General features: G+C 42.6%; 20 protein-coding genes, 3 tRNA genes and 1 riboswitch. Of the genes, 15 read left to right on the forward strand and 8 right to left on the reverse strand.

The genetic code is table 11. The annotated features are described in order from the left end of the window. The first annotated feature begins 212 nt into the window (after positions 1–212). The 3 genes from trpB to HMAT_RS08640 all read left to right on the forward strand — a co-directional run bounded on the left by trpB (position 213) and on the right by HMAT_RS08640 (position 2,802). Positions 213–1,403 (forward strand): tryptophan synthase subunit beta, encoded by a 1,191-nt coding sequence (gene trpB / locus HMAT_RS08630; protein ID WP_233789154.1) that lies wholly within the window; start codon positions 213–215, stop codon positions 1,401–1,403. A 120-nt stretch (positions 1,404–1,523) separates the two neighbouring features. Next, positions 1,524–2,066 (forward strand): murein L,D-transpeptidase family protein, encoded by a 543-nt coding sequence (locus tag HMAT_RS08635; RefSeq protein WP_104382329.1) that lies wholly within the window; start codon positions 1,524–1,526, stop codon positions 2,064–2,066. A gap of 163 nt (positions 2,067–2,229) precedes the next feature. Then, positions 2,230–2,802, forward strand: a complete 573-nt coding sequence (locus HMAT_RS08640) for an AraC family transcriptional regulator (protein ID WP_104382330.1) — start codon at positions 2,230–2,232, stop codon at positions 2,800–2,802. Between the two features lie 106 nt (positions 2,803–2,908). Here HMAT_RS08640 and HMAT_RS08645 read toward each other — a convergent pair whose 3' ends face one another. The 7 genes from HMAT_RS08645 to HMAT_RS08675 form a co-directional block, all read right to left on the reverse strand. Continuing rightward, entirely contained in the window at positions 2,909–5,089 is a 2,181-nt protein-coding gene (locus HMAT_RS08645; RefSeq protein ID WP_104382331.1) for a DUF4954 family protein, read from the reverse strand. 7 nt (positions 5,090–5,096) lie between these two features. Next, complete coding sequence (gene glmS, locus HMAT_RS08650; protein WP_104382332.1) at positions 5,097–6,938, reverse strand: glutamine--fructose-6-phosphate transaminase (isomerizing); 1,842 nt, start codon at positions 6,936–6,938, stop codon at positions 5,097–5,099. A 150-nt stretch (positions 6,939–7,088) separates the two neighbouring features. Then, positions 7,089–10,229 (reverse strand): efflux RND transporter permease subunit, encoded by a 3,141-nt coding sequence (locus HMAT_RS08655; RefSeq protein ID WP_104382333.1) that lies wholly within the window; start codon positions 10,227–10,229, stop codon positions 7,089–7,091. A 65-nt stretch (positions 10,230–10,294) separates the two neighbouring features. Continuing rightward, positions 10,295–11,350 (reverse strand): efflux RND transporter periplasmic adaptor subunit, encoded by a 1,056-nt coding sequence (locus HMAT_RS08660; RefSeq protein WP_104382334.1) that lies wholly within the window; start codon positions 11,348–11,350, stop codon positions 10,295–10,297. 14 nt (positions 11,351–11,364) lie between these two features. Next, complete coding sequence (locus HMAT_RS08665) at positions 11,365–12,681, reverse strand: TolC family protein (RefSeq protein WP_104382335.1); 1,317 nt, start codon at positions 12,679–12,681, stop codon at positions 11,365–11,367. Positions 12,682–12,709: 28 nt separating this feature from the next. Then, the gene (locus HMAT_RS08670; protein ID WP_104382336.1) at positions 12,710–13,309 is read right to left on the reverse strand and encodes a TetR/AcrR family transcriptional regulator; all 600 of its coding nucleotides are present in this window, start codon (positions 13,307–13,309) and stop codon (positions 12,710–12,712) included. 172 nt (positions 13,310–13,481) lie between these two features. Next, positions 13,482–14,153 (reverse strand): NUDIX domain-containing protein, encoded by a 672-nt coding sequence (locus HMAT_RS08675; protein ID WP_077434873.1) that lies wholly within the window; start codon positions 14,151–14,153, stop codon positions 13,482–13,484. Positions 14,154–14,338: 185 nt separating this feature from the next. On the opposite strand from HMAT_RS08675, the gene pfkA reads away from it, so the two are divergent. The 7 genes from pfkA to HMAT_RS27740 all read left to right on the forward strand — a co-directional run bounded on the left by pfkA (position 14,339) and on the right by HMAT_RS27740 (position 17,858). Continuing rightward, positions 14,339–15,316, forward strand: a complete 978-nt coding sequence (gene pfkA / locus HMAT_RS08680; protein ID WP_371412046.1) for a 6-phosphofructokinase — start codon at positions 14,339–14,341, stop codon at positions 15,314–15,316. A gap of 18 nt (positions 15,317–15,334) precedes the next feature. Continuing rightward, the gene (locus HMAT_RS08685) at positions 15,335–16,186 is read left to right on the forward strand and encodes a hypothetical protein (RefSeq protein WP_104382338.1); all 852 of its coding nucleotides are present in this window, start codon (positions 15,335–15,337) and stop codon (positions 16,184–16,186) included. Positions 16,187–16,190: 4 nt separating this feature from the next. Further along, the gene (gene gap / locus HMAT_RS08690) at positions 16,191–17,189 is read left to right on the forward strand and encodes a type I glyceraldehyde-3-phosphate dehydrogenase (protein WP_104382339.1); all 999 of its coding nucleotides are present in this window, start codon (positions 16,191–16,193) and stop codon (positions 17,187–17,189) included. A 176-nt stretch (positions 17,190–17,365) separates the two neighbouring features. Next, positions 17,366–17,441: transfer RNA gene (locus HMAT_RS08695), tRNA-Phe, on the forward strand. Between the two features lie 49 nt (positions 17,442–17,490). Then, positions 17,491–17,563 (forward strand) — tRNA-Gly (locus HMAT_RS08700). Positions 17,564–17,568: 5 nt separating this feature from the next. Next, positions 17,569–17,653: transfer RNA gene (locus HMAT_RS08705), tRNA-Leu, on the forward strand. A gap of 61 nt (positions 17,654–17,714) precedes the next feature. Continuing rightward, on the forward strand, positions 17,715–17,858 hold the full coding sequence (locus HMAT_RS27740; protein WP_371412031.1) for a CDP-alcohol phosphatidyltransferase family protein: 144 nt from the start codon (positions 17,715–17,717) through the stop codon (positions 17,856–17,858). A 443-nt stretch (positions 17,859–18,301) separates the two neighbouring features. Here HMAT_RS27740 and HMAT_RS08710 read toward each other — a convergent pair whose 3' ends face one another. Then, the gene (locus tag HMAT_RS08710) at positions 18,302–20,941 is read right to left on the reverse strand and encodes an alpha-L-rhamnosidase (protein ID WP_104382340.1); all 2,640 of its coding nucleotides are present in this window, start codon (positions 20,939–20,941) and stop codon (positions 18,302–18,304) included. 230 nt (positions 20,942–21,171) lie between these two features. Continuing rightward, positions 21,172–21,267: riboswitch (TPP riboswitch) on the forward strand. Between the two features lie 61 nt (positions 21,268–21,328). On the opposite strand from HMAT_RS08710, the gene thiS reads away from it, so the two are divergent. From thiS to HMAT_RS08735, 5 genes are read left to right on the forward strand one after another with little or no spacing between them, the layout of a single operon-like run. Continuing rightward, positions 21,329–21,535 (forward strand): sulfur carrier protein ThiS, encoded by a 207-nt coding sequence (gene thiS / locus HMAT_RS08715; RefSeq protein ID WP_199768572.1) that lies wholly within the window; start codon positions 21,329–21,331, stop codon positions 21,533–21,535. Between the two features lie 47 nt (positions 21,536–21,582). Beyond that, complete coding sequence (gene thiC / locus HMAT_RS08720) at positions 21,583–23,397, forward strand: phosphomethylpyrimidine synthase ThiC (RefSeq protein ID WP_104382341.1); 1,815 nt, start codon at positions 21,583–21,585, stop codon at positions 23,395–23,397. Further along, entirely contained in the window at positions 23,394–24,008 is a 615-nt protein-coding gene (locus HMAT_RS08725; protein ID WP_104382342.1) for a thiamine phosphate synthase, read from the forward strand. Before thiC ends, HMAT_RS08725 begins: the two co-directional genes overlap by 4 nt. Next, positions 23,960–24,592 carry a thiamine phosphate synthase gene (gene thiE, locus HMAT_RS08730; protein WP_233789155.1) on the forward strand — a complete coding sequence of 211 codons (633 nt, stop codon included), beginning with the start codon at positions 23,960–23,962 and terminating at the stop codon, positions 24,590–24,592. Before HMAT_RS08725 ends, thiE begins: the two co-directional genes overlap by 49 nt. Beyond that, positions 24,589–25,359, forward strand: a complete 771-nt coding sequence (locus HMAT_RS08735) for a thiazole synthase (protein ID WP_104382344.1) — start codon at positions 24,589–24,591, stop codon at positions 25,357–25,359. The genes thiE and HMAT_RS08735 overlap by 4 nt, the downstream gene beginning before the upstream one ends. Positions 25,360–25,366: the final 7 nt, after the last annotated feature.

Here is a 25,366-nt window from a genome sequence, read left to right on the forward strand (position 1 = left end):
GAACACGGACTATATACACAAACTGTATAAATAGAAAACAATAAACAAAAATTTATATACGAATAAAATTCTTTTGAACAACTTGACCCAACGATCTATATCCAATTCGTAAACAATATTTCGTTGTTTTTTATCCAAAAACTACAAAGATTACTATATTTAGGCTTCTTTTATTATCAAACATTTTTACAACAAGAAAACTTAAGCCTAAAATGAGTCTAGAAAAGTGTGCATCTGTCGAAGCAAACGAAAACATGCTTCAATACAATGGTAAATATGGTGAGTATGGTGGGTCTTTTATTCCCCCCGTTTTGGAAAGTCAGTTAAACAAGTTAGCCGATTTTTTCGATAGCCATGTACAGAAAGAAGAATTCCAAAAAGAATTTATTTCCATCCTAAAACACTATGTTGGACGTCCATCACCTTTGTACTTTGCAAAAAACCTAAGTGATTATGTTGGTTCCAGAATCTATTTAAAGCGGGAGGATCTAAACCATACGGGTTCACATAAAATAAACAATTGCATCGGTCAGATTTTATTGGCCAAACAAATGGGTGCTACCGAGATCATTGCTGAAACCGGTGCGGGACAACATGGTGTTGCAACAGCCACAGCAGCTGCTTTATTAAATATTCCCTGCAAGGTATTTATGGGAGAGATCGATGCTGCCCGTCAGGCGCTGAATGTAAAACGGATGGAACTATTGGGCGCTCAGGTTGTCACAACAAACCTAGGAAGCCGAACACTCAAAGATGCTGTTGACGCTGCGCTGATGTACTATGTCGAAAACCCAACATCTTATTATCTCCTCGGTTCGCATGTCGGACCGCACCCCTATCCTAAAATGGTAGGCTATTTTCAAAGTGTGATCGGCAAAGAAGCCCGACAACAAATACTTGAACAGGAAGGACGTCTTCCAGATAGTATCTTTGCTTGTGTAGGCGGTGGATCAAATGCCATAGGGTTGTTCTCAGGTTTTCTGGATGATCAAGAAGTCGAAATCAATGGCGGTGAAGGCGGTGGCTCCGGTACTTACCCTAAAACAGCCGCTACCTTATCTTTTGGTAAACCGACCGTATTTCAAGGTACCTATTCCTACTGCCTTGTTGACGATTCAGGCAATCCGATCCCATCCACATCCGTATCTGCAGGACTGGATTACCCGGGTATCTCGCCACAGCATGCCGCTCTAAAGGATAGCAATCGGGCCAACTATTATCCGGTTACGGATGACGAAGCAATCGCCGCCTATAAATTGCTTTCCAAATTAGAAGGAATCATCCCGGCAATCGAGTCTTCACATGCTGTTGCCCTGGCGGTCAGACTATTGAAAGATAAAAACAAACTTGCTATTGTCAATCTATCTGGCCGTGGAGACAAGGATGTCGACCGTGAATTTTAATACGTCACTGATTTTAAATAGCTATAGCGGATTGCTCATGGGCAACTCGCTATGGCTATTGATATGAATCCGGGTTTTCCATGTATAATAACTGTTCTATTCTAGATAATAGTGATTCTTATGATACGAAATAAAAACCGCCACAACTGGCTAAAAATCATTGCTACAGTATTCCTCCTATTGATTTTGGGGATTTTCGTCTATAATCTTTATCCCGAACCCCGCTTACCAAAAAATGCGATGGTCGACAAACTTGTGGTCTATAAATCCAAACGAGCCCTATTAGCTTATGCAGAAGGTAAATTACTCAAATCCTACCGAATATCGCTTGGCGGAGCGCCAGTAGGAGCTAAAAAAATTGAAGGCGACTTAAAGACACCAGAAGGATTATATTATATCAACGATAAGAATCAGTACAGTGAATACCACAAGAACCTAGGCGTATCATATCCGAATGATCAGGATATCGCTTATGCCAGATCTTTGGGCAAAACAGCGGGTGGTGATATCAAAATCCATGGGTTAAGAAATGGAATGGGCTTTATCGGAAAATTACAACGTTGGACAGACTGGACATTCGGCTGCATGGCCTTAACCAATACAGAAATTGATGAACTTTATCAGGCCGTTCCCATCGGTACCCCTATTACAATTAATCCCTAGCATGATCACCGCTGCTATTCCATCGGCTGGACAGCTTGTATGCGGCTGGCTCCAGTAGAAGGCACCAAAAAGATACAACATATCGCCTAAATCTTACAACAGAATGTCCGATTAATTTGCGACTTTTGGGTTTAGATTTGTAACTTGTATTAAAAAAAATCGAATGAAACTCGCAATAAAGAATATGGTATGCAATAGATGCATCATGGTCGTCGAAAATGAATTGACCAAGCTTAATCTTCACATTAAACATATTTCTTTAGGACAGGTCGAAATTGAAGAGACATTGAATCGGGAACAATCGGCTCAGCTGGCCGAAAGCTTCTCCGCGCTTGGCTTTGAGCTCATCGATGACAAAAGAACAGTATTGATTGAACAGGTCAAGCATTTGGTCCTGGACTTAATCCGCAACCAACATAACAATACCAATCTCAATTTATCGGAAATAATAAGCAATCAGATCTACCATGATTACAACTATATTTCGAATTTATTTTCGGATGTGGAAGGCATGACCATCGAAAAATATTTCATTAGCCAAAAGATTGAATATGTTAAAGAGCTATTGGTCTATGATGAATTGACACTAAGCGAAATCGCTTATCAGCTGAATTATTCCAGCGTTGCTTATTTAAGCAATCAATTCAAAAAGGTTACCGGACTGACCCCTAGTCATTTTAAGCATATCAAAGAGAATAAACGAAAACCATTGGATAAAATACACAATGCAGGATAAATTATTCAGCTCCAACTGTTTTTGATAGGCCAGTTCATCATTTGACACCCGGATAAAAACAGATATCAACGATAACAGAAAAGGCTTCCGAGCGGAAGCCTTTCTTTTAAAATTGCCCTTTCAAATTAGCAACCCTTATTTTAAATATCTCTAACTCTTTTTGCTGTTGATTGATAAAGGAGTTTTCTGTCAACTTCCCAACAACTATATCACGCTCATCATCATTGGCATATACCATATTCTTGAACGGATTTTTGTAATCTTTAGCGCGGGATTTGTAGATCTGCTCTCCTATCCAGATTCGGTGTCCCAAAGCCTGATCCAACAAAGATACAATTTTATCGCTGGATATTTCCATACCTTCCAGCGTCAGAATTTCAATCAGGGATAATAGGGCATGCTTTCGCTTATCCAATGGATAGTTCTTGCTACACTCATGATAAAACTCATGAATATCATCCCAGGAATTTATCTTTTTGGACTTGATATCATCGAAAAAAACCTGCAATGCGGTACTTTCGATAAGCTGTCCGCCGATATTTTCCCAATTTGTCCGTTGTTCTCCAGCAAGGCTCGCAATGATATCATCGAGCGATCGACCTTCCTCCAACGCATCCATTAGGTGCAGTACACCATAATATTTGATAAATGAACGATAAAGATGATAAGCTTCGCCCACTTTTTGAATCACTGTGGGTCTGCGCGAATTTTCTGCTCCGGATAAAACAATGGTCTTATTCTTTAGATCAATATTGTTGGCAAGTAAGGCACGTCCAGCCACGATGCGCCCCTCCCTTGTGTTATTCTCCTCCTGCTGAAGGCTTTCCGCCACCGCAAGGGCCAATGTATCCATTCCGGCAAACATTTCATTTACCGTATCAGGCGCCAACATATCGTACTCAAAATATTGATTTTTGAAATGCCTATTGTCCCGAGCTTCATACTTATTCGCATTGCGGACCAGGGCATACATATTATACATAAACCAATATCCTGGAATAAGCACAAGCCGATCATGTTGCACATCATTGCTCACCAGTGTGAATGGAAGTTGTATGTCCAGCTCATGCAGGAAGTCCCCCTTGACAATCAGGCAATAAGAGGCAAATCTAGAGTTATGTTTAAGACTTACACATAATCCCGGCCAAAAGCCGCGGCCGGCGATAATCTCACCATCTGCAGCCCTGGAATTGTGGTTTGAACCCACAGTCGCCCCAGCAGCCATATTGCTTTGTCCCATCACCAATGCCGCGCACAGGAAAGAATTATTGTGATGTTGCTCATGCGCTGGGAAAATCAGGGAATTAAGTACTTCACAACAGGATATAGTCGAATTATCGCCGAGATAAGAATTGATCAACCGTGCACCATATTTCAGTTGCGAGTAAGAGGCCAAAATAAAACGTACAGCTTTGACCCCATAGAATATACGGCAACCGTATCCAATGATACCATTGACCAGCTCACAGCCCTCACCAATTTGCGTATAGGATTCCTGGGAAGAATTGACGGTCACATTTTTCAGCTTGTTCACTCCTTTGATATATGCATCGGTACCAATCTTCACATTTTTGATTGTGAACGTATTTTTAATGACACAACGATCCCCTATCTGGCTATAATAACCGCGCTGTGTACCAAATTTTTGGTCTGTCAGCTCTTCAAAACGATGCTGTAGCATACGATCATGGCGATTTCGTGTCCACAGGTAAACATCGGCGGCTTGCATGCCGTCAAAAGGATACACGGAGCGTGCTCCATTTTCATTGCAAAGCTCCAATTGGATACGTTTACCGGATTCTTCACCATCCCGCAGAATTCCATTTCCGAATTTAGCTGTACTACCCGTCTCCATCTCCTTGATCTGACTCAACAACACTTCATTACCCACAATAAAATAGGATAAATAGCCTATATGATGTACAGCTACATCATCGCCAAAATCCGAACTGATAATCGTCGAATGATATAAACCGATGGGAAGCTGCAGGTTTCGATATTCGAGGTAACTAGGACTTAGATTTCCGATACGCACCAAACCGTAGAATTTGCAGCCCTGAACCTGCTTGGGATCAAAGATTGCTGACACCTTCACTTTGGACCAGTCGCTGGACCAATTGCCATTAGCGATAAGCTCCTGAACCTCAATTGCTGTGAGATCACGGTAATCATTGCGTGGATTCTGCTGAAAACGCAGGGTATACTCATCCTGTCCTTCCTGGAGAAATTCATTCGGGATAAAATCATATCCCAAACGCTCCAAAGGTCTTTTCTTTAATACACTCATACGCCCCCTATTCTACTGTGACAGATTTGGCGAGATTACGAGGTTTGTCCACATCTAAGCCTAACTCAACACCAATATAATAAGACAATAACTGCAAGGGAACAACAGAGATCAAAGGAGCAATAACCTCATCTGCCTCTGGGATTTCCATAAAGTCATCCGACAGATTTTCGGAAACGGCGTCACCTCTGGTAACTACGGAAATAATCTTCCCTTTTCTAGCCTTTATCTCCTGGATATTGGAAACAATTTTTTCGTGGTAAGCATCTTTCGTTGCGACGAAAACAACAGGCAAATTCTCATCTACCAAAGCAATAGGGCCATGTTTCATCTCCGCTGCCGGATAACCTTCGGCATGAATATAAGAGATCTCTTTTAGCTTTAGCGCACCCTCCAAGGCAACTGGAAAATTATACCCTCTGCCAAGAAACAAGAAATCCCTGGCGTCTTTATATTTTTTTGCTATTTGTTGAATCTTTTCGATCTGTGTATCCAAGATCCATTGCACTTTTTCAGGAACGTCGTGTAATTCTTCCGACAGTTTCAGAAAGCGTTCATCGGAAATCGTTCCTTTTAATGCCGCAATTTTTAGGGCAATCAGGTTTAAGACAGTCAGCTGCGCCGTAAATGCTTTTGTACTTGCCACACCGATTTCAGGCCCCGCATGGGTATAAGCGCCTGCGTCTGAAAGACGTGCAATGGACGAGCCGACCACATTCACTACGCCCAGAATAATAGCACCCTGTTTTTTTGCATTCTCCAAGGCTACCAAGGTATCCGCAGTCTCGCCACTTTGTGAAATGGCTAAAATAACATCTCCAGGATGGATTACTGGATTACGGTAGCGGAATTCAGAGGCATATTCCACTTCAACATTGATGCGGCATAATTCTTCGATGACATACTCCGCAATTAATCCAGCATGCCAGCTCGTACCACAAGCCACAATCACAATCCGATTAGTGTTGCTGATCTCATTTGCATACTTTTCGATTCCGCTAAGAATAATTTGTTTCGCCTGCAGATCAAGACGACCGCGCATCGAGTCGTAGATGGTATCCGGCTGTTCAAAGATTTCCTTGAGCATAAAATGATCGTAGCCACCTTTTTCAATAGCCGACAACTCCAGATCCAGCTTTTGAATATACGGGGTGATACGTTCATTCCCCAAATTCTTTAGAATCAGCTCTTCAGGCGTAATAATCGCCAGTTCATAGTCATTGATATAAACGACCTCTTTGGTATACGCTAGCATAGGCGAAGCGTCTGAACCTAGAAAGTGTTCGTTTTTGCCTATTCCGATAACCAGAGGGCTTCCCTTTCTGGCCGCAATAATCCGATCTGGATGACCAGCTTCTAAGACAAGAATCACATAAGCGCCGACGACTCTCTTTAAAGCAATACGAATTGCTTCTTCCAAGGAGCACTCATTCTGTAATTGGATTTCCTCAATAAAATTAACGAGTACTTCTGTATCCGTATCACTTTTGAAATGATAACCTTTATTAACTAATTCTGATTTTAGGGAGGCATAGTTTTCAATGATACCATTATGAATCATTGCGATGCGCCCACTGTTTGAGTAATGCGGATGGGCATTCCGGTCAGAAGGTTCACCATGGGTAGCCCATCGTGTATGCCCTATTCCTGTTGTTGACTGAAGATCCTGACCGTAAACGAATTCTTCCAAATTCACGACCTTTCCAGTCTTTTTGTAAACATCAACATGTTCACCTTTGTGCAGTGCAACTCCTGCACTGTCATAACCACGGTATTCTAATTTTTTCAATCCGTCAATGACGATACCATACGCCTGACGGTAACCTGTGTATCCTACAATTCCACACATGCTTGTCTCAATTTTAAGTATATATATTTTGTTAATGCGGTCGCAATGTAATAAAAAATATTTACGCAATCGATTGATTAACCTAAAATTAATACAAAAAAAAGGAGGCCAATGACTTAGCCTCCTTTTTTTTGTAAAATTGATATATGCTTAATGTTCTGCGACATCAACATGATCGTAATCTTCTACCATGAGCGCCTCATAATCAGTCTTTTTCTTTTTCCCAAATCGGTCAAAGATCGAATACACGACGGGAACGACAACCAAGGTCAAGAACAAAGAAGATAATAGACCACCGATGATGACAATAGCCAAACCTCTGTTCATATCCGCACCATCACCTGTAGCGATAGCAATTGGAATCATACCGAATACCATCGCAATTGTCGTCATCAAAATTGGACGGAGACGGGCATGATTCGCTGCGACCAGCGCATCGTGGGTATTATCACCAGCTTCTTTCCGGTGATTGGCAAAATCGACGAGCATGATCGCATTCTTGGCCACCAATCCGATCAACATAATGATACCCAAAATGGTAAAGATGTTCAAGGTCTGATTACCTAAGGCCAAGAATAACAAAGCACCGATAAAAGACAACGGAATGGAGAACAATACCACAAAAGGTGTAATAAAGCTATCATAAAGAGCCACCATTACCAGGTATACCAAGATAATTGATGCCAATAAAGCAATTCCTAATGTACCAAAACCTTCCGATTGGTTTTCCATGTTACCGCCCCAGATAAATACGATACCCGGTTTACGTGGAAGCTTTTCAAATTGTGCCTGCCATTCCTGGGCCACTGTACCCATTGGTCTACCGATCGCCTGCCCTTGGATTGATACCGCCGGCGATTTATCACGGCGCTCCAATAAGGTAGGTCCTGAACCATAAGATACCGTTGCGAATTGATCCAATGAAATCGATGCTCCTTTGCTATTGATAAATTTCAGGTCACGCACGTTATCTATACTTGCCCGGCCACTTTCTGTATACCGGATATTGATATCATACTCATTGTCGCCCGCTCTATATTTATTGTCTGTATTTCCGGAAAATGCAGTCTGCATCATCATACCTACCGTAGATACATTAAGTCCTAAAGACGTCATCTTATCGCGGTCAATCTTAACATTAATCTCTGGGTTACCAGCTTCGGAAGTAAGCTTCACACCTGCAGCTCCCGGGATTTTACGCAATTGATCTGCGGCTTTCTCTGCGAATTGCTGCGCATCTTCGACCGAAGCACCGATGATAGTCAATTTCAATGGAGCTTGTTCCGCCCCCATAATACCAACATTCACCGTTTTAATTTTGGCCCCGATCAGCTTATTCTCCAATTCACGTTTTAAAGTTGCAGAGTATACCTGAGAGTTTCCTTCAAAATTCTCCTTGTCCAGAATAACATGGATTTCAGACTTGTAGCGCGATCCTGTTGTCGAAGCCATACCATCCGAAGATTGACCTACCGTGGTAATGATTTCTTTCACATCTGGTTTAGATTTGATATAAGCTTCAGCTTTTTGCGTCAGTAAATTGGTTTTCTCCAAAGAAGCATCTTTGTCCAATTCCAATTGGATGAAAAATTCCTTCCGGTCTATCCCAGGAAAGAAATCTGAACCGATATAACCTTTGACCACAAGCATAAATGAAGCAATCAACAGGCCTACCGCGAGTCCGAGCGTTGCCAGTTTATTCATACGGCTTTTTAATGCCCAGACCAACAGTCCAGATACCCAATGTGTAAATGCTGTCAGACCACTTTCAAACCCGTGGATGATACGTCCAAAGAATGAAGTTTTACTCAAGTGCTCCAGTTTTCCGAAACGGGAATATAACCATGGGACAACAGTAAATGACACCAATAACGACAACAAGGTGGAGATAATGACAGTCACACAGAATTGTGCCAGAATATTTGCCACCAGACCGGTTGACATCGCAATTGGCAAGAACACCACCACGATAACTAAGGTAATCGCTGTTACGGTAAACCCGATCTCAGACGCCCCGTCAAATGCCGCCCGCACTTTATTTTTACCCATCTCCATGTGGCGGTGAATATTCTCGATAACAACGATCGCATCATCCACCAGAATACCCACAACAAGTGATAGTCCCAATAAAGACATCAGGTTAAGTGTGTATCCCATAAGCAACAAGCCAATAAATGTAGCGATCAAAGACAATGGAATAGCAACCATGGTAATCGCGGCATTACGCAAACTTTGCAAGAAGAACAACATAATGAAACCTACCAGCGCAATCGCAATCATCAAGTCATGGATAACGTTATTTGCAGCATTCAATGTAAAGTCAGACGAGTCATTTGCAACAAGAATCTTGATTTTGTTGCTTGCATAATCTTTCTCTACTTGCTCTATTGTCTTTTTGACCCCTTCTGATACGGCCACCGCGTTTGCATCTGACTGCTTAAAGACCTGCAATAAGATGGTGTTCTGGCGATCCAGACGGGCCACTTTCTCAATTTCTTTGATACCATCCTGTACATCGGCGATGTCACGTAAATAAATCTGTGCACCTGTTGGCGTCGTAATCGGAAGATTACGCAATTCCTCGATCGAGGTCACTTTACCCGCCAGACGGATCGTTGTTCTGTTATCGCGGGTACTTACGTTACCTGTAGGAAAGTCGAGATTTGAAGCTGCTACGGTTTGTTGAACCTGCGCGATTGTCAAACCATAACCTTCGATTTTCTTCGGATCTACAGAAATTTGAATCTCACGTTCTTCCCCCCCAATCATATCCACTTTAGCCACTCCATTGATCCGCGCAAAAACCGGCTGAATCTTGTTGTCCAAGAGGTCATACAATTCTTTTTCGGATAGATTAGATGTAACGGCCAAACTCATAATCGCAACATCATCCAATGAGAATTTGGATAAGGACGGTGTTTTTACATCACCCGGCAGATCGTTGACAACGGCATTGATCTTCCGTTGTGCATCGGTCAGCAGGAAGTTGACATCGGCCCCGTTATTTAGGGTAATCATCACAATGGATACCCCTTCCAGGGAGGTCGATTCAACTTTCTTGATACTCTCCAGGGAGGAAATAGCATCCTCAATTTTTTTGGTGACCGAACTTTCCACTTCGGAAGGTGATGCCCCCGGATAGACAGTCTGCACCGTGATCACGTTGATCTCAAATTTAGGGACTAACTCGTACCCCAACTGAGTATAGGAAAACAGCCCGCCTAATGTCAGTATTATAAATAATACGATAATTATACTGGGACGTTTTATCGATATTTCGGTAATTTTCATTAGAATTATTTGTTTTTAATGGTAATGAAACCACAACTTCATTTGCTACTGGTTTTCAGTAAACATTATTTAATAATTTCAACAGGGCTCTGATCAAACAAATTGATTTGACCCGAAACAATCACTTGATCACCATTTTGTAGGCCACCCAAGATTTCAATGTAATCGCCAAAATTTCTTCCGGATTTCACATTGGTTTCGATTGCTTTACCATTTTTGAGAACGAATATTTTATTGTCGCTCACACTACCGACGAATGCATTACGAGGCACGATCAACGTATTGTTTGCAGCACCCTCGCCAAACATCGCCGTACCGTACATACCGGCACGCAATTGATTAGATGAGTTATTGACTTCAATTTCTACCGGGAAATTTAAGCTTCCGTCTGATTTAGGCGCGATAAACGTCACTTTACCCGTGAATCTTTGATCAGCATAAACACTTGCCGATACATCCACAGATTGACCGATTTTTAAGGTCGCCACATTTTTCTCATCCACATTGACACGTAATTTTAGTGTACCCACATTCACGATATCAAAAGCGGGAGTTCCAGGACTTACATAAGCACCAGGTTCAATTTTACGTGCATTGACAATTCCCGCTACCGAGGTTTTGATGGTTACATCTCCTGCGTTTAATTTAGCTGAACGTAAGCTGTTTTTGGCACTTTCCAATTTCAATCTTACTTCATCTACTTTTTGTTGCGTGACACCACCTGTTGAAAAAGCATTTTCATGACGTTTCATATCCGCTAATGCATTATCATAAGATGCCTGTGCATTTGCGACATTTACATTTAGTTTGTCACCTTCTATAATTGCCAATGTCTGACCAACACTCACATGTGCTCCCTCATCCACCAATACACGGACAACACGTCCTGCAGTTTCTGCTCCGACAGTCACTTCCTGCTTAGGTTCAAACGTCCCGTTAGCGGTGTAACGTAAGTCCATCGAGCTTACTTTGGCTGTATCAATACGGACCGCGATAGCCGCATTTGTTTTGGCAACTTCTGCTGTTTCGGCTTCATTTTTCTTTTTATTTTTGTTCAGGACAAAAAATATACCTGCCAACCCGGCAGCAATAATCAATAAGGTAATAATTCCGCGTTTCATATAGTTGTAGTCAATTATTCTTTAATTAATGATTTTAGTTCACCATTTGCCTTTATAATCTGTACTTCGGCAACCTTATAATTCAATAAGCTGGTATTTAAATTGTTTTCAGCATCTGCTAAGGCCTTCTCTGCATCCAATAACTCCGTCAATGTCGCAAGACCATTATTAAAATTATTTTGCGTATCACTCAATACATCCTTGGCAAGTACCACGTTGCGACGGTTGTTATCAATATTCAATAAACTGATCTTAACCTGCGAACGGGCATTCTCTTTTGCCAAATTCAGACCGAGCTTAGTGTCCTCCAGATCCACCTCAGCCTGTCTAATCTGGATATCAGCCTGGTTGATTTTTGCTTTAGTAGTCCCCCCTGTAAAAATTGGAACAGAAAGGTTTAAACCAATGCTCGAAGTTTTAGGCCAATTGAAACTGCTACCGATCGGAAAACCTTTACCAAAACCATTAAAACCGAAATCTCCTCCCAAAGATAACTTCGGATAAAGATCTGCGACTTTGGATTTTTTATTGAGTTGATACAATTCAATTTGCTTTTTAGCCAATTGTACCTCGGTGCGATTTTCAACATTAGCATTTTCAGCCGTAAGGGCCGGATTGAGCTCAAATGTTTCTTTCGACAACTCAATATCCTCTTCAATTGGCTTACCTATTGCAAACTTCAGGGCATTCTCTTTAATCTGAACTGAATTCAAGGACTGTTGCCGTTGGGCTTCCAGGTTATTTACATTGACAACCAGACGATCCAAATCAATTCGCTTTGCCAACCCGGCATTGACCATTCCTTCCGTTACATTCTTAGTTTTTGTTGTACTCTGCAAATTATTCTCAATGGTCTGCAATTTCAGGTGCTCCTGATAAATTTCGTAGTAAGCGTTTGCTACTTTCTCAATTACCTGCTCATCTGTCAGCTGGGCATTTATTTGATAAAATTCTTTCGTCGTCTTTGCGGCCTTTAACCCTGTAAATATCGATTGGTTAAATAACTGTTGATTGAGCGAAACCATCGCTGTGGAATTCCAAGGTTGGCCCATCTTGATTGTTTGCGTCTGCCCACCTGCTTCCAATACCATTTCTGGAATCAAAACATTATATTTTAGGGATCCGCTCGCCGTAATTTGGGGCAATGCACTACCTCTGACTTCATCGATTTGGTATTGGGCATTTTCAAGATCCAATTTAGCTTTTTTAGCTTCCTTTTTGTTCTGCAAAGCAAATTTGATCGCATCACTTAGGCTTAATTGCTGCTGTGCATGACTTTGGAAAACCATCGTACCTAATAAAAGGCTGGCTAGTATTCTGATTGTTTTCATTCCTAATTTATTTGTCCTAATTTTATATCTACTTTTTATTTATACCATTAAAAAACAGCTTCGTAGCCAATTTTTGTTTCTGTAAGACTTCATCAAAACGATCCTGATTTGGTATCCCGGAAATGATATCGGAAATATTGCACATCAAGGATAAACTCTTCATCAGTTCCACATAGATTTCCGCTGTTTCATACAAATGCTCTTCGTTGAGTTCACCCTTCTCTGCACCGACCCTAAATATTTCATAGAGCGCCTTAACATCCCGGTTGTGGAGACACTGAAAGAAATCCTGCATCGAAAGCCCTTTTATCCACTCCAGGTTTTCGTTCATGTGCAACATATAATACTTGCGCACAAAAGCATCCCTTAACTCCAGGATCTTCATAATCAGCTCGTAGGTTGTGCCTTTATGTATGGCAACCAACTCCTCCTCCTCCTCCCGGTACTCATCGGTCAAACGTATAATGACGTCGCGTATAAGCGCATTCTTCTCCGAGTAATAATAATATAAATTCGCCTTGGTGATTTTTATATCCTCTGCAATTTCATTCATTGTTGTCTTACTAAATCCATAGTGCATAAAGCGTCTTATGGCAGCATCAATGATCTGGTCTTTTCTATCTTCCATTCTTCAAAAAACTCCTTTCTACTTTCTGACTTTTATCAGAAATTGTTCAAAAATATAAAAAGTAACATTTCGTACAAAATATATTTTGAAATCGATAATAATTTGATATTTAGTTGACAACAAAAAAGGCAAACTTTAGAAGTTTGCCTTTCCCTTAATAACTCAGATTTGATTAAAACGCTACAGTATTCTGAAAATGTTTGAGGAATTTTCTTTTGTCCAGTTTATACAGCCTTGCTGCCCGGTAAGCAACTCCAGTTTGGACTTCATCCAACTCCTTTAGAAAGCCGTAATTCTGCATTTTCTTTCTAAAATTGCGTTTATCCAATGTTTTATTTAATATTCCCTCATACACCAATTGCAACTGGGTGAGGGTGAATTTTTCAGGTAATAATTCAAAAGCGATGGGTTTATAGGCCAGACGACGCTGCAATCTTTCCAGACATAGGTCCAAAATCTGTTTATGGTCAAATGCCAGTTCAGGAACATTTCTCACTGGAAACCATTTTGCCTGTTTCATATAATTTGTAACAGGCTTTGTTTTTAATTTTGTATTATCAAGTTGGACAAGGGCATAGTAAGCTACAGTCAGAATACGTCCCTTTGGGTGCCGTTTGAGGCCCGCAAAAGAATGTAACTGATCCATAAATACATCCTTCAAACCTGTATTTTCATACAAAATTCTTTTTACGGCATCTTCCATCTCTTCGTCATTATCCACAAAAAAGCCTGGCAATGCCCACCAATCCTTAAAAGGATATTCATTTCTTTCAGCCAAAAGAACTTTTAATTCTCCTTCATGAAAGCCTAATATGACACAGTCTACGGTAAAATTACTATACAAAACTTCTAAATTTATTTATGTGCAATATACTGAGCTAAATTTATCGGCTACTAATCATCGGGTTATCTGTAACAATTATACGCTTCCTAAACGTGATGCGCAAAAAAATAATGAAAAATTTATTCAAAGTGTAGAATATACACTATAAAAATCTTATATTCGTAAAACCTAAAATATAGAGTGTGATAAAAGAAATTAAAAAAATAGGCGTATTAACATCTGGCGGTGACGCACCCGGCATGAATGCCTGCATTCGTGCTGTCGTCCGTACAGCGCTACACAAGGGCCTTCAGGTAACCGGAATTTATCAGGGTTATCAAGGCCTAATTGACGGAAATTTTAAAGAAATGGATACCCGCTCGGTGAGTAACATCATACAGCGCGGTGGTACGATATTAAAAACAGCGCGTTGTCTTGAGTTTAAAACAACGGAAGGACGAAAAATCGCATACGATAATTTGAAGGCAGCAGAAATTGATGCTTTGGTAGTGATCGGTGGTGACGGAACTTTTACTGGTGCGAATTTCTTCTCCAAAGAATTTGAGATTCCGATTGTAGGTATTCCCGGAACAATTGACAACGACCTTTACGGATCTGACTATACCATTGGTTATGATACAGCTAATAACACCGTTATTGAGGCCATCGACAAAATCAGAGATACGGCTGCTTCCCATGAGCGCCTTTTCTTTGTTGAGGTCATGGGCAGAGACTCGGGATGTATCGCATTAAACGCTGGAATTGCCGGTGGTGCAGAAGCCATCTTACTTCCAGAGAAAGAGACGGCTATTGATGACTTGATCCGTCACCTGGAAGATGGAGCGATTAAAAAGAAATCCTCATCCATTGTTATTGTGGCCGAAGGTGACCAAAATGGTGGTGCGTACTATGTCGCAAAAAAAGTAAAGGAAAAATTTGATCATTACGACACGAAAGTTAGTATATTAGGGCATTTGCAACGTGGTGGATCTCCAACGAGTTTTGACCGCGTATTAGCCAGTCGATTGGGGTTTGCAGCCGTGAATGAAATTTTAGCAGGCAATACGCGCATCACCGTGGGGCTCCGCGGTAATGAAATCAAGACTACACCGATTGAAGAAGCTATCAGCAATAAGGAAATTAAACTTAGCCCCGATCTATTGGAAATGGCTGAGATTTTATAATATAAAGTAAAGCAGACTATGATAGCAGTAGTATACAGTGGATCTCGATTCTCAGACTGGCGGTTGGCCGACAAAGGCCGGATAACCACCGGATTCCGCATGAATGGTATCAACCCTTATCTTCAGGATGAACGGTCCATACTACAGCATTTAAATAGAAACACCAATTTGATCAATAACGCTGAAAAAATTAAGCGTATTTATTTTTTTGGTGCCGGTTCTTCCTCCAAAGAACGCAAAGATAAGATCAAAAATGTTTTCGAACGCTTCTTTGTCAACGCCAGGGTCAAGGTAGATCATGATGTCATAGCTTCGGCAATTTCAACCTTCGGGGATGAAAAAGGTATTGTGGGCATCATTGGAAGTGGATCGAATGCGGCTTATTATACTGGAAAGAAAATCATAGAAAACAACTATGGCTTGGGCTATATTCTCGCGGATGAAGGGGCGACGAACTGGAATAGCCAGCAGTTGCTGAAGCACTATATGACAGACACCCTTCCGCTCGATCTGAAAGAAAAATTGGAGAAAGAGTTTACCCTGGATAAGAAAAGCATTTTGGAGAAGGTGTATATTGCACCGCAACCTACTAACTTTTTGAATTCATTTACAGATTTTGTACTTGAAAACAAGGAGCACCTCTTTATCAATCAACTGATCAAAAATGGATTACGTATTTTCATTAAAACGTATATTAAACCATTAATGAAGGAGTATCCAGATAGTGATGTGAATTTTACCGGTTCGGTGGCATTCAATTATGAAAACATCCTCCGGGAGGTAGCGACAGATGAATTTAATATCAGTATTGGCACCGTGGTCAAGGAGCCGATACATAATTTAATTAAATATTATATCAATAAAAATTAAGAATATGAAAATTGGAATTAACGGATTTGGCCGTATTGGTCGTTTAGCGTTCAGAGCTGCTATCAATCGTCCAGAAATTGAAATTGTTGGTATCAATGACTTAGTTGAGCCGGATTACATGGCTTATATGTTGAAATACGATTCAACTCACGGTAAATTTGACGGTACTGTAGAGGTGAAAGACGGTAACTTGGTCGTGAATGGCAAAACAATCCGTGTAACTGCTGAAAAAGATCCGGCAACCTTGAAATGGAATGAAGTAGGCGCTGAAGTAATCATCGAATCTACAGGTTTCTTCTTGACACAAGAACTGGCTCAAAAACACATTGATGCAGGTGCGAAAAAAGTTGTGATGTCAGCTCCGGCAAAAGATGACACCCCTACTTTCGTGATGGGTGTAAACCACAAAGAGTTAAAAGCTGATCAACATATCGTTTCGAATGCATCTTGTACAACAAACTGTTTAGCGCCTATCGCTAAGGTATTGAATGACAAATTCGGTATCGTTGAAGGTTTGATGACTACTGTACATGCTGTGACAGCTACTCAAAAAACTGTAGATGGTCCTTCTGTGAAAGACTGGAGAGGTGGACGTGGTGCTTACCAAAACATTATCCCTTCTTCTACAGGTGCTGCTAAGGCTGTAGGTCTAGTTCTTCCTGAATTGAAAGGTAAATTGACAGGTATGTCACTACGTGTTCCTACTGCTGACGTTTCAGTTGTTGACTTAACAGTACGTTTAAACAAAGGTGCTTCTTACGAAGAGATCAAAACTGCTATGAAAGAAGCTTCTGAAGGTGACTTAAAAGGTATCTTGGGTTACACAGAGGATGAAGTTGTTTCAACAGACTTCTTGGGAGATGCACGTACTTCAATCTTCGATGCTAAAGCTGGTATTTCTTTGAATGATAACTTCGTTAAAGTCGTATCTTGGTATGACAACGAGTGGGGTTATTCAAACAAAATCGTTGATCTAGTATTAGAAGTAGGTAAATTATCTTAATAAGATCCACCTAGACAATATTGGAGGGCTATTCGGATCGAATAGCCCTTTATTTTTTCCACTTAGGAATCAGCAGGTTGGCGTTTAAACGCAAAAAAAAGCGCTTTTGCCTTTTGTATTTCAAATAATCCCTCTATATTTGCAGCATCAATAAGGCAAACGTCTCCCATTGAAAAGGTGCCATAGCTCAGTTGGTAGAGCAAAGGACTGAAAATCCTTGTGTCGCTGGTTCGAATCCAGCTGGCACCACCAAAAAAAGCAGAACGCGATGTTCTGGATTTCTTTGAAAAATAATTCCAATGCGAAAATAGCTCAGTTGGTAGAGCACAACCTTGCCAAGGTTGGGGTCGCGAGTTCGAATCTCGTTTTTCGCTCACCTGCCTAGGTGGTGGAACTGGTAGACACGCAGGACTTAAAATCCTGTTCCCGTTAAGGGAGTGCGGGTTCGATTCCCGCCCTAGGTACAAGAAAGCTCATCAGTCGATGGGCTTTTCTTGTTTATAGTGTATATTGCCAGCCCTCGTTTTGAAAAAATTAATCGCCAGACTATTTAAACTTCAGACAGAATTTGGAGCTAAGCTGGATTCGGTCGCGGACATAGGGACATACCTGATGGCTTTCATGGGAATGATAACAACGGTTCCCCAGCTTTCATTTATGGTCTTATAAAATAACTGGCTACCTACAGGGCATATTTATCTTTAGCTACTTCGTACTAGGATTTCATGCAATCTATTTTCACCTAATGTTAATCGTGAGTTGTCTGGCTTATCTGGAGGAATTAATTCTAGTGATTACCCCACCAAAGCTGCGATTCAATTTGAAGAGCATATTCTTTATCCAACAACAAAAAAGAGGTTGACCATGTATCTGTTTATTGCGAATATAATGCTATTATTTTTGGAATAGGTGCTTTAGTTACACTGTATCTCAATAAGGACAGTCAAGCTGATCCTGCCAAAGAGCGTTGGTTAAAACTCGGCGTTTATTAACCATTCCCCTAAGCACAATCGTAAATTTATATATCTTATTTCCCTGAGCTCTCCCCCTTTCTTTGTATCAAGTGCCTATTATATCTGCCAATAGGCAAACTGAAAGCGGATCCAGACCAATTATTTCAATTCCAGATCCATTTGATATTTCCCTGCTTCCAATTGGACTGGCTTGCTATTGCGGATATTCTCAGGTGGATAAAACGTTGCCGTGGCATTTGCCGGTATCTCCACAGTATATTCAACTTTGTTTCCCTTTACTTTCCAACTAGATACGATATTACCATACGGAGACTGATAAGAAATCGAAGACTCCTTGAGTTCCTTCGGGAAAATGGGTTTTAATAGCACATGTTTAAAACCAGCCTGTGTTGGGTCTGGCAGAATGCCGCCGATGGATTTGAAAAACCAGCCTCCGATTTCACCAAACATCATGTGATTATCAGAGATATCCCGCGTGGCGTTCAGATCCCAGTTCTCGAGCAAAGTAGTCGCCCCATTGACAATCCACCATCCCCAGGAAGGATAGGTATCCTGTACAGCAACTTTATAGGCCGTTTCTTCATAGCCATTATCCTTCAATGCATTCAGGAGTGCTTTTGCCCCCAAGACACCGACATCCAGATGAAAATTGGTCTCCTCTACCTTGCTATTTAGATTGGAAGCGACTTTGGCTTTCATCGCTTCTGGTACAACGCCCCAATATAAAGGTACACTTAGCTCGGTCTGTGTTCCCGTACTGTAAATCCCCTTTGCAGTATCCAAAAATTTAGCATTGATGGCATCTTTAATCTTCTGACTTAATCGTTCATATTTCTGCTGGTCAGCTGTTTTTCCAAACATCTTTGCCGCGGAAGCCAATATCGTTGCATCGACGTAAAAGTACACCGATGAGGTAAGTTCAAGATTAGACTGCGATTTGACCGGTACCCAATCCCCCCGACCGAAGGTGGTCAGTCCAGTGGGACTGATTCCGTCCACGTAATCCACATAACGTTTGATATTGTCATAACATTCCGCTAATAGGCTTGCATCACCGTAAAACAGATAGGTCTGCCATGGAATAATAGCAATGGTACTTGTCCAGTCCAAGCCATTTGCCGTACCGTAACCCCAGCCGCCTGTTGGAATGATATCCGGCAACACACCGTTTTCCTGTTGCTCGTCCCGATGATCGGCCATCCATTTCTCATAAACTGTGATGCCGTCAAAATTATAATAAGCTGTTTCAATAGCGAGGTGACCATCCCCGGTCCAGCCATTTTTCTCCCGCTGTGGACAGTCCGTGGGATACCCCATCAAATTGGATAAATAGGCATTATTGGTTGCTTCCCATAACCCGTTTATTAAGGAGGATGAGGTTTCCAACTGGCCAATTGGACGCACATCGCTATGCATAAAATAAGCCGTAACGGCCGACTTGTCCAACACTACCGGTTCACTGCTGCTCACTTCGACATAGCGGAAACCTTTATAGCCAAATTTCGCCATAAATTCATCCTCTTTTTTACCGCTCAGCGTCAGAATATCCGTTTGAAAGGGCTCCAGTTCTTTATTCCCACGATAATAAACATCAATATTGGACTGGTCCAGGCGTCCATTTGCATGCAATCGTTCACCGTGTTTGATCTTGACCACAGTTCCGACTTTCCCTTTCATCTTGATCTTTGTCAGGCCAGCCATATTCTGTCCCATATCAAAGACATAGGTACTATCATTGATCTTTTTCATTGATTTCGGTTCATACGATCTAACCAGGCGTATGGGAACCGTCTGTTGTGAGACAATGTTTGTGGAAGGCGGGTTCCGATACTGAACAGTATGCCAATGTTTATCGTCAAAGGTCGGCATATCCCATCCCGGCATCTCCAGACGGGCATCATAATGTTCGCCCGTATAGATATTGTTGTAGCGGATAGGTCCTGCAGCGGTTTTCCAGCTTTGATCCGAGCTTACTGTTTCCTCACTGCCATCCTGATAGACAATGCGCAGATCCAAACAAAATGTCGGGCGGTCACGCCAGGGCGCTTTGTCAAAATCCCATACCGCCAGAGGCTGATGATTATACCAGCCATTTCCCAAGACCACGGCGAGGACATTGTCTCCCTGCTGAAGTTGCCGGGTTACGTCTTCCACCACATATAGAGTACGTTTATCAAATCGGGTATACATCGGATCCAGCCTGTGATCGCCGATTTTCTTGCCATTTACGGAAAGTTCATAAAGTCCCGCCACAGCAATGTAAGCACGGGCCGACTTGATCGGTTTGGCAGCTTTAAAAGCTCTTCTGAAATAAGGTGCAGGCTGTTCGTGAATATCGTGATTATCGCTTATCCATTTTCCCTTCCAGTGCTCCATCCCCATCATTCCGGTTTCGAATGAGGCAATGGAAGACATACCTGGCTGTCCATTTTTATCCCAGGCAAGGACTTTCCAAAAATACTTTGTCTGCGGTTTCAATGCCCGCCCCTTGTAGTGGATCAGCATGTCGGAATTTAACTGCTTTCCACTATTCCAGCTACTAGATTTATTTTTCACCAATGCCATTGAATCTGTATCTACCATAATTTGATAAGCCGATTGCTTTGCTCCCGGCCGTTTATCGTCCAGCTGCCAGCTCAGACGGGGATCTGGCTTATCTACACCCAGTGGGTTTTGGAGATGCTCACAGTTGAGCGCAATGGGTACACATTCTTTTCGCTGCTGTGCATACAGGACTGTGCTCATGCACAACATTGTCATCAGTAAAGTCTTCCGCATAGTTGGTTTATACATGTTGTCTCTTGCTTTTCCCAAAATTGAATTGAATTTACATCCTGAGCGATCATGGGTAAATTCAGCAAAACAACAAGAAGTGTTAAATTGTTTTAGTTGATCCAAAAACGAATATATTAATTATTTTCAACATACTAAACTGTACTGTCCTGTTGCGAAGTATTTAAAATTAACGGCGATGTTTTGGATTTTTCATCAAAATAGTCCTATATTAGTTCCGACTTTAGGGGTGTCTGCATTTGCAGGCTGAGATTTTACCCTTATAACCTGATCCAGATCATACTGGCGTAGGGAAAAGTAAGCTGTCTTCCGGATACATTACTGTATCTTGTTGTGGCCATTCCTAAAGTTTTACCAAAAAAATAAAAAGGAATGGAACTTACAATCAATCATCAAATCCGATTTTTCGACCCAGCACCCAACTCTTTAGCCGATCTTTTACAGGTTGAACTTTCCGGTAAAACACAAGGTGTCGCTGTAGCACTCAACAATCAGGTTATTCCCAAAGACGACTGGTCCAAAACCCAGCTGCAATCCAACGACCAAATCCTGCTTATTACCGCTACACAAGGTGGTTAACCCCCAATGGAACATATTCAATTCAATATACCTAATTCCCCATGCACATGACATCAGAAAAAATCACACAGACCGCTTTTCCAAATTCGACCAAGGTCTTTGTCCCCGGAACACTTTATCCTATCCAAGTAGCCATGCGCCAAATTTCGTTAAGCCCTACCAAATTGAGCAATGGCCAGATCGAAGTGAATCCGCCCATCACCCTATACGATACCTCAGGTCCCTACACAGACGGGACGCAGGAGATTGACATCCGCAACGGACTCCCCCGCCTTCGGGACCAATGGATCCTGGACCGCAAGGATGTGGAACAGCTGGAGGGCATCAGCTCGACTTACGGTCAGGAGCGTCTGGCGGATACAACACTGGACGAACTTCGTTTTGCCTACAGCCATAAACCCAAGGTTGCGGCGCAGGGAAAAAATGTGACGCAATTACACTATGCCAGAAAAGGTATCATTACGCCAGAGATGGAATATGTTGCCATCCGCGAAAACCAACGGATAGCACAACTGGCTGACAGCACCCCCGGTATGGATCACCAGCATCCTGGCGAGAACTTTGGCGCCCGAACTGCCGGAAAATATATTACGCCGGAGTTTGTCCGGGAGGAAATCGCTGCCGGCAGAGCAATTATTCCGAACAACATCAATCATCCTGAAAGCGAGCCGATGATTATCGGCCGTAATTTTCTGGTAAAAATCAACGCCAACATCGGCAATAGTGCGGTCAGTTCCAGCATTGAAGAAGAGGTAGAAAAAGCAGTCTGGGCCTGCCGCTGGGGTGCCGATACCATCATGGATCTGTCTACAGGAAAAAATATCCACGAAACCCGTGAATGGATTATCCGCAACTCACCTGTGCCAATAGGCACTGTCCCGATCTATCAGGCACTCGAAAAAGTGAAAGGTGTTGCCGAAGATCTCACCTGGGAGATATTTCGGGATACGCTGATTGAACAGGCCGAACAGGGTGTATCTTATTTCACCATCCATGCCGGTGTCCTACTGCGCTACATTCATTTAACGGCAAGGCGCGTAACCGGTATCGTGTCAAGAGGTGGATCCATTATGGCCAAATGGTGTCTTTTTCATCATCAGGAAAACTTTCTTTATACTCATTTTGAAGAGATCTGCCAGATCATGAAGCAGTATGATGTTGCTTTTTCGCTTGGCGATGGCTTGCGTCCGGGTGCCATTGCAGATGCCAATGATGCTGCCCAATTTGCTGAACTCGAAACCCTGGGTGAGTTGACAAAGATCGCCTGGAAACATGATGTACAGGTGATGATCGAGGGGCCGGGCCACGTTCCTATGCAGCTGATCAAAGAGAACATGGAAAAGCAGCTGGAATGTTGCGACGAGGCGCCATTTTACACCTTGGGCCCACTGACCACTGATATTGCACCGGGATATGACCACATTACCTCGGCTATTGGCGCGGCAATGATCGGCTGGTACGGCTGTGCCATGCTCTGTTATGTAACACCAAAAGAGCACCTTGGGCTCCCAAATAAAAAGGATGTGAAAGATGGCGTCATCACTTACAAACTGGCAGCCCATGCAGCAGATCTGGCCAAAGGGCATCCTGGGGCGCAGTACCGCGACAACGTCCTGAGTAAGGCCAGATTTGAATTCCGATGGGAGGATCAGTTCAACCTATCTCTTGATCCGGATACCGCCCGTGAATATCACGACGAAACACTGCCCGCTGATGCTGCCAAAGTAGCCCATTTCTGCTCAATGTGCGGGCCGAAATTCTGCTCCATGAAAATTACACAGGAAATCCGGGATACTGCCGCACAGGGTATGTTGGAAAAATCGCAGGAATTCATCGCCCAAGGAAAGGAAATCTACTTATGATCATTGCGTTGACAGCAGCGGAGGAAGTTACTTCAGAATTGGATATCATACATCATCTCTTTGCACAGGGGCTGGATCTCCTCCATCTGCGAAAATATCATTTCACAGATGAGCAAATGTACCGGTATGCGGCATCTATAGATGCCGCATACCACGATCGACTGGTTCTCCACTCCCATCCGCAGCTATCAGATGCACTTCAAATCAGCAGAATTCACTTCAATGAACATCATCGGCAAAGCGGGCTGTTCGACCGGCATCATCATTTCGGGAGCATCTGTTCGACTTCGGTCCATCATATCAGTCAGTTCAATACCTTGGACACACGCTGGAAATATGCCTTTTTAAGTCCCTTATTTCCAAGTATCTCAAAAATAGGCTATGGCCGGGACGATGCCTTATTGGATCAGCTGCCGCTAAGGTCCAATTTTGATGTCGGCTTAATTGGCCTTGGCGGGATAACAGCCGCAAATGGCCTGCTCCCCCTCCGGGCAGGAGCAGACGGGATCGCTTTATTGGGTGCCCTGTGGCAGGCCCCCGACCCTATTCAACATTTTATCACATGCAAACAGCTATGCTCGAAAAACTACAATATATCTCCCAGGGACTGACACTGACAGACCAAAAGAATAACATCTTAAAAGCTTTGGATGCAGGTGCCACATGGATTCAGATCCGGTGGAAACAAGCGGATAAAGCTTCATTCTCGCTGCTCGCGCAGCAAATGCTACAGGTTTGCCAGCACTTTGAAGCCAAATGCATCATCAATGATCATCTGCAGCTTGCCAAGGAGCTAGATGTTGATGGTGTACACCTTGGCTTAACGGATTGCGGTATAGCTGAGGCTCGCCAGTTGTTGGGAGCGACAAAAATTATTGGCGGGACAGCAAATAGCCTGCAAGATGTGCAACAGCGGATAGCCGAAAAATGTGATTACATCGGACTCGGCCCATATAAACATACTTATACAAAACAAAAGCTCAGTCCACTGTTGGGCATTGCCGGATATGAACATATCATCCGGGAAATCCGCCGACAGGAACTTGCTCCTGTTCCGATCTTCGCTATCGGTGGGATCAGCAGCATCGAAGATATCCAACGTTTAACAGAGACAGGAGTTTATGGGATAGCGGTATCAGGACTGATCACCCAGACACCAAATATTATTTCATCCATTAAAAATCTTTTACCATGAGCACATTACACATAGCCAATCGCAGCTTTGAATCCAGATTATTTATGGGAACGGGCAAATTCGGCAATCTAGATGAGATGAGCGCGGCTGTTAATGCCTCTAGTTCACAGCTCGTTACCGTTGCATTAAAACGGATCGATCAGCTCGCTGTACAAGACGAATTGACGGCTGCACTAGACCTAACAAAAATAGACTTACTCCCCAATACTTCGGGTGCCAGGACAGCAGCGGAAGCAGTTTTAGCGGCCCAACTGGCCAGGGAAGCGCTGGAAACAAACTGGGTAAAACTGGAAATCCATCCCGACCCCCGTTATCTGCTACCTGACCCGATTGAAACTTTACGTGCGACAGAGGAGCTCGCAAAACTGGGCTTTGTCGTCATGCCTTATATTCATGCAGACCCTGTACTCTGTAAACGTCTGGAAAATGCAGGTACTGCCGTTGTCATGCCCCTGGGCGCACCGATCGGTAGCAACAAAGGGCTGCGTACCTTGGACTTTCTGGAAATCATTATCGAGGAAAGCAATGTCCCCGTAGTCGTTGACGCAGGCATTGGGGCTCCCTCGGATGCCGCTAAAGCGATGGAAATCGGTGCGGATGCTGTACTGGTCAATACGGCAATTGCCATTTCCAATAATCCGGTACAGATGGCTGCGGCATTTAAGCAAGCAGTCAGCGCCGGGCGCAAGGCTTATGAGGCGGGATTGGGTCCCATTACTTCGCAGGCAGTCAGTTCTAGTCCGCTAACATCATTTTTATTTGATTGATCCAACA

It is taken from the genome of Sphingobacterium sp. HMA12 (assembly GCF_002933815.1).
Lineage (GTDB): Bacteria > Bacteroidota > Bacteroidia > Sphingobacteriales > Sphingobacteriaceae > Sphingobacterium.